This window comes from Pseudomonas sp. MF6776, assembly GCF_016613125.1.
GTDB lineage: Bacteria > Pseudomonadota > Gammaproteobacteria > Pseudomonadales > Pseudomonadaceae > Aquipseudomonas > Aquipseudomonas iridis.
In genome coordinates this window covers 111771-125523 of the sequence record NZ_JAENSQ010000008.1, presented here as the reverse complement: position 1 = coordinate 125523, position 13753 = coordinate 111771, and the positions used below count along the sequence as shown (strand labels likewise).

Genomic DNA, 13753 nt, shown 5'->3' with positions numbered 1-13753 from the left:
TAAATAGCCTTTTGTGTACGGAACCAGATGACGGTTTTCTCTTCTAAGCTTCTGGTTGGCACCCTGCCATCCCCCCCTCGTTCCAGGAGTTACACAATGTCGCTGCGATCTATCGCCCTTCTGTCGTTTTGCGTGCTGTTGGCCGCATGCAGCAAGGTCAATCAGGAAAACTACGCGAAGCTCTCGGCTGGCATGGCCAAGGCTGAAGTGGAGACCCTGCTCGGCAAACCGACTGACTGCTCGGGCGCGCTCGGCATGTCCAGTTGCACCTGGGGCGACAAGAACAGCTTTATCAGCGTGCAGTACGCCGGTGACAAAGTGCTGATGTTTTCCGGCCAAGGCCTGAAGTAAACCGGGGCTTCGCGCCCACGGAGAAGAAAAATGAAGCGGTTATTATTTGTCCTTTTTGCCGGCCTGGTACTGGCCGGCTGCGCCACTTCCGGCGTGGATTCGTTGGCGCCGAAAACCGTCGACAGCGTCAACCTCAAGCGTTATCAGGGGACCTGGTACGAGCTGGCGCGCTTGCCGATGTACTTCCAGCGCAATTGCGCGCAATCCGAAGCTCGCTACACCCTCAAGCCTGACGGTAACGTTGCGGTGCTCAATCGCTGCCTGACCCCGGACTGGCAGTGGGAAGAGGCCAAGGGCACGGCTTATCCACAGGTGCCGGGCAAGACCGACAAGTTGTGGGTCGAATTCGACAACTGGTTCTCGCGCCTGATTCCGGGTGTGGCGAAGGGCGAATACTGGGTGCTGTACGTCAGCGACGACTACAAGACCGCTATCGTCGGCGACCCGAGTCGCAAGTACCTGTGGCTGCTGTCGCGCACGCCAACCGTCAACGGTGTGGTGCGCGAAGAACTGTTGAGCAAGGCCCGCCAGCAGGGTTACGACACGACGCGGTTGATCTGGCGAGCGTCGGATCGGCAGATGGCCAAGACCTCAAACTAAACACCACCACAAATCAAATGTGGGAGCGAGCCTGCTCGCGAAGAGGGCGTGTCAGTTAACGAAAATGTTGCTGATACACCGCTTTCGCGAGCAGGCTCGCTCCCACATTTTTGTTTTGTGTCAGCCGAGGAGGTCGCGCAGGACCTGGGTGAAGGCACGCGCACTGTCCTCTTCGCCGGCATGCCGGCCATCACGCACAACCCACTGACCATTGACCAGCACATCACGCACCTGACGATCACCGCCAGCAAACAACCAGCGATTCAAAATCCCGTCCCCACTCGCCGTCGCCAGATACGGATCGTTGCCATCGAGCACAATCCAGTCAGCGCGCTTGCCGACTTCCAGCGCACCAATCGGCTGTCCCAATGCCTGAGCGCCGCCATCCAGTGCCGCGTCGTACAACGTGCGTCCGACCATCGGCTGATCCGCGCCATACAAACGGTTACGCCGCTGATCACGCAAACGCTGGCCGTATTCCAGCCAACGCAATTCCTCGACCACGCTCAGCGACACATGGCTGTCAGAGCCGATACCCATGCGCCCGCCCTGAGCCATGAAATCCACCGCCGGGAAAATCCCGTCGCCCAGGTTGGCTTCGGTGGTCAGGCACAGGCCGGCAATGGCGCGACTCTTGGCCATCAGCGTGACTTCTTCCGGGTTGGCGTGAGTGGCGTGGACCAGGCACCAGCGCTGATCGACTTCAGTGTTTTCATACAGCCATTGCAGCGGGCGGCGACCGCTCCAGCTCAGGCAGTCGTCGACTTCTTTCTGTTGTTCGGCGATGTGAATGTGCACCGGGCATTGCTTGTCACTGGCCGCCAGGACTTCGCTGATCTGCTGCGGGGTCACCGCGCGCAACGAGTGGAAACACAGACCCAGTGATTGCGCCTTTTGCTGCGCCAACAAGGGCTGCAAACGCGATTGCAGATTCAGGTAGTTTTCGGTGCTGTTGATAAATCGGCGCTGGCCGTCGTTTGGTGTCTGGCCGCCGAAACCGGCGTGGCTGTAGAGCACCGGTAGCAGGGTCAAACCGATGCCGCTTTCGCTGGCAGCCTGACTGATGCGCAGCGCCAGTTCCGCCGGATCGGCATAAGGCTGACCATTGCTGTCATGGTGAACATAGTGAAACTCAGCGACCGAGGTGTAACCGGCCTTGAGCATTTCGATGTACAGCTGACGGGCGATCACGCCGAGTTGATCCGGGCTGATTTTTCCGACGAGGCGATACATCAGGTCGCGCCAGGTCCAGAAACTGTCATTGGGATTCCCGGCGACTTCGGCCAGTCCGGCCATCGCTCGCTGAAAAGCGTGGGAGTGCAGGTTGGGCATTCCCGGCAGCAACGGTCCGCTCAACCGTTCGGCGCCATCTGCGGTGGAATCGGCCAGGATTTGGGTCAGCAGGCCATCGGCGCTGACCTCAAGACGTACATTATTGGCCCATCCGTTAGGCAGCAGCGCGCGTTCGGCAAAGAAGGCGGACATGGTTCAGCACCCCATCGTGTGTTATTTGTATATACATATACAGACGTTTGCCTGCCCGGTAAACTCCGGCAAGCTAGCAACCTCTACCGACGAACAAGGATCCACCGTGCCGACTCCGCCTCCAGTTTCCCCGTTGGCCGCGAACATGGGCGATAGTCCGGCGCCCTTGTACGCTCGCGTCAAACAGATGATCACCCAGCAGATCGACAGCGGTAACTGGCCGCCGCACTACCGCGTGCCGTCCGAGAGCGAACTGGTCAATCAGCTCGGTTTCAGCCGCATGACCATCAATCGCGCGCTGCGCGAGATGACCGCCGACGGCCTGCTGGTGCGTATGCAAGGCGTCGGCACCTTCGTCGCCGAGCCGAAGAGCCAGTCCGCGCTGTTTGAAGTGCATAACATCGCCGATGAAATCGCCTCCCGCGGTCATCGCCACACCTGCCAGGTCATCACCCTCGAAGAAGAGGCTGCCGGTTCCGAGCGCGCACTGGCGCTGGACATGCGCGAAGGGCAAAAGGTATTTCACTCGCTGATCGTGCATTACGAAAACGATATTCCGGTGCAAATCGAAGACCGTTTCGTCAACGCGCTGGTCGCCCCGGAATATCTCAAGCAGGACTTCACGCTGCAAACGCCATACGCCTATCTGAACCAGGTTGCGCCGCTGACTGAGGGAGAGCATGTGGTCGAAGCAATCCTGGCCGAAGCGTCCGAGTGCAAGTTGCTGCAGATCGAAAAAGGCGAGCCATGCCTGCTGATCCGCCGCCGCACGTGGTCGGGCCGTCAGCCGGTGACCGCTGCGCGCCTGATTCACCCCGGTTCCCGTCATCGTCTGGAAGGTCGGTTCCATAAATAGAGAGCATAAATGAGTTCACTGAAAGTCCTGCGCGCCGAAGGCTATCCGCGCATGCCGTGGAAAAACGGCGGCGGTAGCACTGAAGAAATCACCCGTGACGCTGGCGCTGGCCTCGACGGTTTCGGCTGGCGTCTTTCGATTGCCGACATCGCCGAGTCCGGCGGTTTTTCGAGCTTTGCCGGTTACCAGCGGGTGATTACCGTGTTGCAGGGTGACGGCATGACCCTGTGCGTCGACGGCGACGATACTCGGCCACTGCTACCGCTCGATCCCTTTGCATTCAGCGGTGAGAGCCAGGTTTCCTGCACCTTGCTCGGTGGGGCGATTCGCGACTTCAACCTGATTTATGCGCCGCAGCGTTACAGCGCGCGGTTGCAGTGGCTGGATGGCGAGCAACGGTTTTTCAGTTCGGCGGGGACGGTGCTGGTGTTCAGTGTCAGTGAGTTGCTTGAAGTTTTGGTCGGTGAGAAGAGTGCACAACTTGGCCGACACGACTGCCTGCAACTGGACGGTAACACCGGGCTGGTTGAGATATCCGTCAATGCCGGTTGCTGCGTGATCGAACTCACTACACGCTGATTCGCAAACAATCTAAAGATCGCAGCCTTCGGCAGCTCCTACAGTGGGATTGATATACACCCTGTAGGAGCTGCCGAAGGCTGCGATCTTTTGCTTTTGGGGTGCTCCCAACCACGCACCAACTTGTTACCGAACGCCCCAGCGTGGCGCAAAACCATGCTCTCGTAACCATCCACCAGCTCCCCAAACCAGCCCCGCGAAAAATTTCATGATCGCCAGAACCCTTGATTCAGGCGACCTCCAGCCGTGTCCGCGATTTTTCTTGAACACCCCGTCACCAAGTTGGCCGCTTGATTGCATATGCTTGTATGTACAAGTAAAGACGTATGCGTATGAGTCCGCAGCGTCCACTGATTCGCTTGTCGCGCATTGATGCGCGCAGGCTGCTTGCCCACTGCCAGGGTTGGTTTGAATTGATCGCTGAGGAGTCTTTTTCGTGACTGATAACAACCGTACTGCTACTGCATTTACAAAGCACCGTGACGTCGAAATCCGTGCCGCCCGCGGCAACAAGCTGACCGCCAAGAGCTGGCTGACCGAAGCGCCGCTGCGCATGCTGATGAACAACCTCGACCCGGAAGTCGCCGAGAACCCGAAAGAGCTGGTGGTTTATGGCGGTATCGGTCGCGCCGCGCGTAACTGGGAGTGCTACGACAAGATCGTCGAAAGCCTGACCAACCTGAATGACGACGAGACCCTGCTGGTGCAATCCGGCAAGCCGGTCGGCGTGTTCAAGACCCACAGCAACGCCCCGCGCGTCCTGATCGCCAACTCCAACCTCGTACCGCACTGGGCGAGCTGGGAGCACTTCAACGAACTCGACGCCAAAGGCCTGGCTATGTACGGCCAGATGACTGCCGGCAGCTGGATCTACATCGGCAGCCAAGGCATCGTTCAAGGCACCTACGAAACCTTCGTTGAGGCCGGTCGTCAGCACTACAACGACAACCTCTCCGGCAAGTGGGTCCTGACCGCAGGTCTGGGCGGCATGGGTGGCGCTCAGCCTCTGGCGGCAACCCTGGCCGGCGCCTGCTCGCTGAACATCGAATGCCAGCAGGTCAGCATCGATTTCCGCCTGAAAAGCCGCTACGTCGACGAGCAAGCTACTGACCTCGATGACGCGCTGGCGCGCATCGCCAAATACACCAAAGAAGGCAAAGCGATCTCCATCGCCCTGCTGGGCAACGCGGCGGAAATCCTGCCGGAACTGGTCAAGCGCGGCGTGCGCCCGGACATGGTCACCGACCAGACCAGCGCCCACGATCCACTCAACGGCTACCTGCCGGCCGGCTGGACCTGGGACGAATACCGCGCCCGTGCCAAGACCGAACCGGCCGCTGTGATCAAAGCCGCCAAGCAGTCGATGGCTGTGCACGTCAAAGCGATGCTGGAATTCCAGAAACAAGGCATTCCGACCTTCGACTACGGCAACAACATCCGTCAGATGGCGCAGGAAGAAGGCGTCGAGAACGCATTCGACTTCCCGGGTTTCGTGCCGGCTTACATCCGTCCGCTGTTCTGTCGTGGCATCGGCCCGTTCCGCTGGGCGGCGCTGTCGGGTGATCCGCAAGACATCTACAAAACCGACGCCAAGGTCAAAGAGCTGATCCCGGACGACGCCCACCTGCACAACTGGCTGGACATGGCCCGCGAGCGCATCAGCTTCCAGGGTCTGCCGGCACGTATCTGCTGGGTTGGCCTGGGTCTGCGCGCCAAGCTTGGTCTGGCCTTCAACGAAATGGTTCGCAGCGGTGAGCTGTCCGCGCCAATCGTGATCGGTCGCGACCACCTCGACTCCGGTTCGGTCGCCAGCCCGAACCGCGAAACCGAATCGATGCAGGACGGTTCCGACGCTGTGTCCGATTGGCCACTGCTCAACGCTCTGCTCAACACCGCGAGCGGCGCGACCTGGGTCTCCCTGCACCACGGTGGCGGCGTCGGCATGGGTTTCTCGCAGCACTCGGGCATGGTGATTGTCTGCGACGGCACCGACGAAGCGGCCGAGCGAATCGCCCGCGTGCTGCATAACGACCCGGCGACCGGTGTCATGCGTCACGCCGACGCCGGTTACCAGATCGCCATCGATTGCGCGAAGGAGCAGGGCCTGAACCTGCCGATGATTACCGGTAAATAAACGCAAAACCCTGTAGGAGCTGCCGCAGGCTGCGATCTTTTGAGGTTGGTTTTTCAAGATCAAAAGATCGCAGCCTGCGGCAGCTCCTACAGGGAATCTAACAATCCACAGAGGTTGAATCATGGCTGTTGACACCGATCGTGCAGGCAACAAACCGTTGATCGAAAGGCGTTCGATCGACTACATCCCGGAAGTGGAAAGACACGGTCGTCTGTTCAGCCAGTTCACCCTGTGGATGGGTGCCAATCTGCAGATCACCGCGATTGTTACCGGGGCCCTGGCCGTGGTGCTGGGCGGTGATGTGTTCTGGTCGTTGATCGGTCTGCTGATCGGACAACTGCTCGGCGGTGGCGTCATGGCGCTGCATGCTGCGCAAGGACCCAAACTGGGCTTGCCGCAAATGATCTCCAGCCGCGTGCAGTTCGGTGTGTATGGCGCGGCCATCCCGATCGTGCTGGTGTGTTTGATGTACCTGGGTTTTACCGCCACCGGAACCGTGCTTTCCGGTCAGGCGCTGGGCCAGTTGTTTGGTGTCAGCGACAGCGCCGGCATCCTGATTTTCGCCAGTGTCATCGTCTTGGTCACGGTGCTCGGTTATCGAGTGATCCACTGGATTGGTCGTATCGCCAGCGTCATCGGCGTGATCGCTTTTGTTTTCCTGTTCTGGCGTCTGATGAATCAGACCGACGTCGGCGCACTCCTGCAAATCCGCCACTTCAGCTGGAGCAGTTTCCTGCTGGCGGTGTCGCTCGCCGCTTCCTGGCAGATCGCTTTCGGCCCATACGTGGCTGACTATTCGCGCTACCTGCCGAGCAGCACTTCCTCGGTGAAAACCTTTTTCGCCGCGGGTGCCGGGTCGGTGATTGGCGCCCAAGTGGCGATGATCCTCGGCGTATTCGCTGCGGCTTCGGCGAACGGCCAATTCGCCGGTCATGAAGTGGCTTACATCGTAGATCTGGGCGGTACCGGTGCCACCGCTGCGCTGCTGTACTTCAGCATCGCCTTCGGCAAAGTGACCATTTCCACGCTGAACTCCTACGGCAGCTTCATGTGCATCGCGACCATCATCAGCGGTTTCCGTGGCCACCTGAAGGTGTCCCGCCTGCAGCGTCTTGTGTTCGTGCTGTTCATCGTCGGTGCGGCAACCCTGATCGCATTGCTCGGTCAGCATTCGTTTCTCGGGGCGTTCAAGTCTTTCATCCTGTTCCTGCTCGCCTTCTTCACGCCATGGAGCGCGATCAACCTGGTGGACTACTACTGCATCACCCGTGAGCGCTATGACGTGCCGGCGCTGGCCGATCCGAATGGTCGCTATGGCCGCTGGAACATTCTCGGTATCAGCGTTTATGTGTTCGGCGTGCTGGTGCAGCTGCCGTTTATTTCCACCAAGTTCTACACAGGTCCCTTGGTGGCGGCGCTGGGTGATGTGGATATCTCCTGGATCATCGGGCTGGTGGTGCCCGCCGCCGTGTATTACGTATGTGCGAAAAAATGGCACAGCGCCGTACCTGATCATCTGATTCTGCCGACCGAGCGGGACAGCGATGCACAACCTGAAAAAAGCGGGGCCAGCCGTGTTGCGGCGCAGGCCTGATTGGACGTGGACAGGGCTGGATGCCTCTTGACTGCCGTAAGCCCAATTCATGATTAGGAGCGTCACGACAATGAAATCGAACAAGACCCTGCTGACCACTGTGCTTTCCATGGGCCTGCTCGCCAGTGCCGGTGCCACCCAGGCGGCCGGTTGGTGCGAGTCAGGCAAACCGGTGAAGTTCGCCGGCCTGAACTGGGAAAGCGGCATGCTGCTGACCGACGTCATGCAAGTGGTGCTGGAGAAAGGCTACGACTGCAAGACCGACAGCCTGCCGGGCAACTCCATCACCATGGAAAACGCCCTGAGCAGCAACGATATCCAAGTGTTCGCCGAAGAGTGGGTCGGCCGCAGCGAAGTCTGGAACAAGGCCGAGAAGGCCGGCAAGGTCGTCGGTGTCGGCGCACCTGTCGTGGGCGCTATCGAAGGCTGGTACGTGCCGCGTTATGTGATCGAAGGCGACGCCAAGCGCAAGCTTGAACCGAAAGCACCAGACCTGAAAAACATCGCTGACCTGGCCAAGTATTCCGCCGTGTTCAAAGACGCTGAAGAGCCGGCCAAGGGCCGCTTCTACAACTGCCCGGCCGGCTGGACCTGCGAGCTGGACAACAGCGAAATGCTGAAAAGCTACGGCCTGGAAAACAGCTACACCAACTTCCGCCCAGGCACTGGCCCGGCGCTGGATGCGGCGGTGCTGTCGAGCTACAAACGTGGCGAGCCGATTCTCTTCTACTACTGGTCGCCAACCCCGCTGATGGGCCAGGTCGATCTGGTCAAACTGGAAGAAAAACCGGGCGTCGACAAGGCCGTGACGATCAAGGTCGGCCTGTCCAAGACCTTCCACGAGCAGGCTCCAGAGCTGGTGGCCGTGCTGGAAAAGGTCAACCTGCCGATCGATCTGCTGAACCAGAATCTGGGACGCATGGCGAAGGAACGTATCGAGTCGCCAAAACTGGCGAAAATCTTCCTCAAGGAACATCCTGAAGTCTGGCACGCGTGGGTCAGTGAAGACGCCGCCAAGAAAATCGACGCGGCGCTGTAGGTCGATACCTCCCGGCCAACCGTGAGGCTGGCCGGGAGATATGCCGTCATCGCTTGATTGAGATTTCTGATTGAGAGCCGCTTATGTTTCCCGAAAGCTTTACCTTTTCCATCGCCGACTGGGTCAACGGTTGGGTCGATTCGCTGGTCACCAACTACGGTGATGTGTTCCGCCAGATCTCGGACACCCTGCTGTGGGCCATCGTCAATCTCGAAGGCCTGCTGCGTGCAGCGCCTTGGTGGCTGATGCTGGCGATCGTCGGTGTCGTCGCCTGGCATGCAACGCGCAAAGTCGTGACCACGGCAGTGATCGTCGGTCTGTTGTTTCTCGTAGGCGCTGTCGGCCTGTGGGACAAACTCATGCAGACGCTGGCGCTGATGATGGTGGCGACGATCATTTCGGTGCTGATCGGCATTCCGCTGGGGATTCTCTCGGCGCGCAGCAATCGCCTGCGTTCGGTACTGATGCCGCTGCTCGACATCATGCAGACCATGCCGAGTTTCGTGTACCTGATCCCGGTGCTGATGCTGTTCGGTCTGGGCAAGGTCCCGGCGATTTTCGCCACCGTGATCTACGCCGCGCCACCGCTGATTCGCCTGACCGATCTGGGCATTCGCCAGGTCGACGGCGAAGTCATGGAAGCGATCAATGCGTTCGGCGCCAACCGCTGGCAGCAACTGTTCGGCGTGCAGCTGCCGCTGGCCCTGCCGAGCATCATGGCCGGGATCAACCAGACCACCATGATGGCCCTGTCGATGGTGGTGATCGCCTCGATGATCGGCGCCCGTGGCCTGGGTGAAGACGTGCTGGTGGGGATTCAGACCCTCAACGTCGGACGCGGGCTTGAGGCCGGTCTGGCGATCGTGATTCTCGCAGTGGTCATCGACCGCATTACTCAGGCGTACGGTCGGCCACGGCATGAGGTGAGCAAATGAGCAACGCAACCGTGAGCAAGATCGAAGTCAAAAACGTCTTCAAGATTTTCGGCAACCGCGCCAAGGACGCCTTGGCCATGGTGGGCCAGGGCAAGACCAAGGATCAGGTGCTGAACGAAACCGGCTGCGTGGTCGGAGTCAACGACCTGTCGCTGAGCATCGGCACTGGCGAGATTTTCGTGATCATGGGCCTGTCCGGCTCCGGCAAATCGACGCTGGTGCGCCACTTCAATCGCCTGATCGATCCGACCAGTGGCGCGATCCTGGTGGACGGCGTGGACATCCTGCAATACGACATGCAAGCCCTGCGCGAATTTCGCCGGCACAAGATCAGCATGGTCTTCCAGAGCTTCGGCCTGCTGCCGCACAAGAGCGTGCTCGACAACGTCGCCTACGGCCTGAAAGTGCGCGGCGAGAGCAAGCAACTGTGCGCCGAGCGGGCGCAGCACTGGATCAACACCGTGGGCCTCAAAGGCTACGAAAACAAATACCCGCACCAGCTCTCCGGCGGCATGCGTCAGCGTGTGGGCCTGGCCCGCGCCTTGGCGGCGGATACCGACATCATCCTGATGGACGAAGCGTTCAGCGCGCTGGATCCGCTGATCCGCGCCGAGATGCAGGACCAGTTGCTGGAGCTGCAAAAGACCCTGCACAAGACCATCGTCTTCATCACCCACGACCTCGACGAGGCGGTGCGTATCGGCAATCGCATTGCGATCCTCAAGGACGGCAAGCTGATTCAGGTTGGTACGCCGCGCGAGATCCTGCATTCGCCGGCGGATGAATATGTTGACCGGTTCGTGCAGCGGCGGGCGGCGGTGGTTTAGCAGACTTTTGTTGGCTGGGCTGGCCTCTTCGCGAGCAGGCTCGCTCCCACATTGGAATGCAGTTCTCTGTGGGAGCGAGCCTGCTCGCGAAGGCGTCGGTGAAACTGCATCAAAATTACGGTTGAGGTTAAAGATGTCCGAGGCTGAAAAAATCGTGATCACCGGCGCCCAACTGCGCTGGCAAGACGTAGTCGCCGTCGCCCGTCACGGCGCGCCGCTCGAGCTGTCGAGCGACACGTGGGCGCGCATCGAAAACGCGCAAGGCATCGTCCAGCGCATTGTTGCCAGCGGCGAGCGTGCTTATGGCGTCAACACCGGCCTGGGCGGGCTCTCCAACGTCTCACTGAAAGACGAACAGCTCAGCCAGTTGTCACGCAACACTTTGCTCAGTCATGCCTGCGGCGTCGGCCCGGTACTCGCTGACGAACAAACCCGCGCGATCATCTGTGCCGCGATCCACAACTACAGCCACGGCAAATCCGGCATCCATCGCCGGGTGGTCGAAGCGCTGCTGGCGTTGCTCAATCGTGGCATCACGCCGCAGGTGCCGTCGCAAGGCTCGGTGGGTTATCTGACCCACATGGCGCACATCGGCATCGCGCTGCTAGGCGTCGGCAACGTCAGCTATCGCGGGCAAATCACCTCTGCTCAACAAGCGCTGGCCGAAGAGGGCCTGCAACCGGTGCAGCTCGGTGCGAAGGACGGTTTGTGTCTGGTCAACGGCACGCCGTGCATGACCGGCCTCAGCTGCCTGGCCATCGCCGATGCCACGCGTCTGCTGCAATGGGCCGACGTGATCGGCGCCATGAGTTTCGAAGCGCAGCGCGGGCAGATCGCCGCGTTCGATGCCGAGATCATCGCGTTGAAACCGCATCCGGGGATGCAGCAGGTTGGCGTCAATCTGCGTGCATTGCTCGACGGCAGTGAAGTGATCGCATCGAGCAAAGGCATTCGCACTCAGGACGCGCTGAGCATCCGTTCGATTCCGCAGGTGCACGGTGCCGCGCGCGATCAACTGGAGCATGCGATCAAACAGATCGAAAGCGAACTCAATGGCTGCACCGATAACCCGCTGCTGCTGGGCACACCGGACGAATTCCGCGTCATGTCGCAAGCCAACCCGCACGGTCAGTCGGTGGCAATGGCGGCAGATCTGCTGGCGATTGCCATGGCGGAAATCGGCTCGATTGCCGAGCGTCGTCTCGATCGCCTGGTGAATCCGCACGTCAGCGGTCTGCCGGCATTTCTGGTGGCCAATCCGGGGGTTAACTCCGGGATGATGATCGTGCAATACGTCGCCGCGTCGCTGTGTGCGGAAAACCGCCAATTGGCGCAACCGGCGGTGCTCGACAACTACATCACTTCAGGTTTGCAGGAAGACCACTTGAGCATGGGCACCAACGCCGCGCTCAAGCTGCATCGCGCCCTGGAAAACTGCACGCAGATCCTCGCCATCGAATATCTGCTGGCGGCGCAGGCGTTTGAATTCCTCAAGGAACAACGTTTCGGCGCGGGCACCGATGTTGCGTGGCGACTGCTGCGCGAAAAGGTCCCGGCTTATGATCAGGATCGCTGGCTGGCGCCGGATATCGCCGCCGCCGCGAGTGTTTTGAAAGACTCGAACTTGCTGCACCGCGTATTACCGAATCTGCACTGAAAATCTATCTACGCCAGCGTACCAAGGCGCGGCTCCCCAAAAGGGCAGACGCGACGGACAACGGACATCTCCGGAGCGTCTGGCGAGTTAACAATAAACTCTCAAAAGGAGCACAAAATGACTGCGCTGAACCTGATTCCCGGCCAACTGAGCCTGGCCCAACTGCGTGACGTGTATCAGAACCCGGTCAAGCTGACCCTCGACGACAGCGCCTCGCAACAGATTGAAGCCAGCGTCGCCTGCGTCGAGCAGATCCTCGCCGAAAATCGTACCGCCTACGGCATCAATACCGGTTTCGGCCTGCTGGCCTCGACCCGCATCGCCAGCGAAGATCTGGAAAACCTCCAGCGCTCGCTGGTGTTGTCCCACGCTGCCGGGGTCGGCGCGCCGATCAGCGATGCGCTGGTGCGGCTGGTGATGGTGCTAAAGGTCAACAGCCTCAGCCGTGGTTTTTCTGGCATCCGTCGCGTTGTGATCGATGCGCTCATTGCACTGATCAATGCCGAGGTCTATCCGCACATTCCGTTGAAAGGTTCGGTCGGTGCTTCCGGCGACCTGGCTCCATTGGCGCACATGTCGCTGGTGCTGCTTGGCGAAGGCAAGGCGCGATACAAGGGCGAGTGGATGGAAGCGACCGAAGCGCTGAAAGTCGCCGGCCTGACGCCGCTGACGCTGGCGGCGAAGGAAGGTCTGGCGCTGCTCAACGGTACTCAGGTTTCTACTGCTTTTGCGTTGCGTGGTCTGTTTGAAGGTGAGGATTTGTTTGCGGGCGCCATCGCGCTGGGCGGTCTGACGGTTGAAGCGGTGCTCGGTTCGCGCTCGCCGTTCGATGCGCGCATCCACGCGGCGCGCGGGCAGAAAGGCCAGATCGATGCGGCCGCTGCTTACCGCGATTTGCTGGGTGAGCGCAGCGAAGTTTCCGACTCGCACCAGAACTGCGACAAGGTCCAGGATCCGTACTCCCTGCGCTGCCAGCCGCAAGTCATGGGCGCCTGCCTGACCCAGTTCCGCCAGGCTGCTGAAGTGCTGGCGGTTGAAGCCAACGCCGTCTCCGATAATCCGCTGGTGTTTGCCGCTGAAGGCGATGTGATTTCCGGCGGTAACTTCCACGCCGAACCAGTGGCCATGGCCGCTGACAACATGGCGCTGGCGATCGCTGAAATCGGCTCGCTGAGCGAACGCCGCATCTCGCTGATGATGGACAAGCACATGTCGCAACTGCCGCCGTTTCTCGTGGCCAATGGCGGTGTGAACTCCGGTTTCATGATTGCTCAGGTGACGGCTGCCGCGCTGGCCAGTGAGAACAAGGCGTTGTCCCACCCGCATTCGGTGGACAGCCTGCCAACGTCAGCCAACCAGGAAGACCACGTTTCAATGGCTCCAGCGGCCGGCAAGCGTCTGTGGGAAATGGCCGAGAACACTCGCGGGATTCTCGCCGTGGAATGGTTGGCGGCGGTGCAGGGGCTGGATCTGCGCAATGGCCTGAAGACCTCGGCGAAGCTGGAACAGGCTCGGGCCATTCTGCGCAAGGAAGTGCCGTTCTATGAGAAGGACCGGTTCTTTGCACCGGACATCAATGCGGCGACTGAGCTGCTGGCTTCGCGGTGTTTGAACGAGCTGGTTCCGGCGAAATTGCTGCCTAGCCTTTGATGACCTCTTCGCGAGCAGGCTCGCTCCCACAGTCGGAATGCGTACC

At 60.2% G+C, this 13753-nt stretch carries 12 protein-coding genes; 11 read left to right on the top strand and 1 reads right to left on the bottom strand.

Annotated features, from left to right (window positions below):
- Positions 1-96 precede the first annotated feature (96 nt).
- Positions 97-351: a lipoprotein gene (locus tag JJD74_RS11835; protein ID WP_042557222.1), complete on the top strand. Its 255-nt coding sequence runs from the start codon at positions 97-99 to the stop codon at positions 349-351.
- A gap of 30 nt (positions 352-381) precedes the next feature.
- On the top strand, positions 382-951 hold the full coding sequence (locus JJD74_RS11830) for a lipocalin family protein (protein WP_047299365.1): 570 nt from the start codon (positions 382-384) through the stop codon (positions 949-951).
- 120 nt (positions 952-1071) lie between these two features.
- Here JJD74_RS11830 and JJD74_RS11825 read toward each other — a convergent pair whose 3' ends face one another.
- Positions 1072-2436 carry a formimidoylglutamate deiminase gene (locus JJD74_RS11825; protein WP_042557224.1) on the bottom strand — a complete coding sequence of 455 codons (1365 nt, stop codon included), beginning with the start codon at positions 2434-2436 and terminating at the stop codon, positions 1072-1074.
- 145 nt (positions 2437-2581) lie between these two features.
- Here JJD74_RS11825 and hutC point away from each other — a divergent pair, with 145 nt between their 5' ends.
- The 9 genes from hutC to hutH (JJD74_RS11780) all read left to right on the top strand — a co-directional run bounded on the left by hutC (position 2582) and on the right by hutH (JJD74_RS11780) (position 13707).
- Complete coding sequence (gene hutC / locus JJD74_RS11820; protein ID WP_181818442.1) at positions 2582-3292, top strand: histidine utilization repressor; 711 nt, start codon at positions 2582-2584, stop codon at positions 3290-3292.
- Positions 3293-3301: 9 nt separating this feature from the next.
- A complete protein-coding gene (locus tag JJD74_RS11815; protein ID WP_200613960.1) occupies positions 3302-3871 on the top strand; it encodes a HutD/Ves family protein in 570 nt (189 codons plus the stop codon).
- A 436-nt stretch (positions 3872-4307) separates the two neighbouring features.
- Positions 4308-6005 (top strand): urocanate hydratase, encoded by a 1698-nt coding sequence (gene hutU, locus JJD74_RS11810; RefSeq protein ID WP_047299375.1) that lies wholly within the window; start codon positions 4308-4310, stop codon positions 6003-6005.
- 121 nt (positions 6006-6126) lie between these two features.
- On the top strand, positions 6127-7599 hold the full coding sequence (locus JJD74_RS11805) for a purine-cytosine permease family protein (protein WP_200613959.1): 1473 nt from the start codon (positions 6127-6129) through the stop codon (positions 7597-7599).
- 70 nt (positions 7600-7669) lie between these two features.
- Positions 7670-8638: an ABC transporter substrate-binding protein gene (locus tag JJD74_RS11800; protein WP_200613958.1), complete on the top strand. Its 969-nt coding sequence runs from the start codon at positions 7670-7672 to the stop codon at positions 8636-8638.
- An 83-nt stretch (positions 8639-8721) separates the two neighbouring features.
- Complete coding sequence (locus tag JJD74_RS11795) at positions 8722-9573, top strand: ABC transporter permease (RefSeq protein WP_042557230.1); 852 nt, start codon at positions 8722-8724, stop codon at positions 9571-9573.
- Positions 9570-10400, top strand: a complete 831-nt coding sequence (locus JJD74_RS11790; protein WP_042561938.1) for a quaternary amine ABC transporter ATP-binding protein — start codon at positions 9570-9572, stop codon at positions 10398-10400. The genes JJD74_RS11795 and JJD74_RS11790 overlap by 4 nt, the downstream gene beginning before the upstream one ends.
- 133 nt (positions 10401-10533) lie before the next feature.
- Positions 10534-12057 (top strand): histidine ammonia-lyase, encoded by a 1524-nt coding sequence (gene hutH / locus JJD74_RS11785; RefSeq protein WP_200613957.1) that lies wholly within the window; start codon positions 10534-10536, stop codon positions 12055-12057.
- Positions 12058-12174: 117 nt separating this feature from the next.
- Positions 12175-13707: a histidine ammonia-lyase gene (hutH, locus tag JJD74_RS11780; RefSeq protein WP_042557232.1), complete on the top strand. Its 1533-nt coding sequence runs from the start codon at positions 12175-12177 to the stop codon at positions 13705-13707.
- Positions 13708-13753 lie beyond the last annotated feature (46 nt).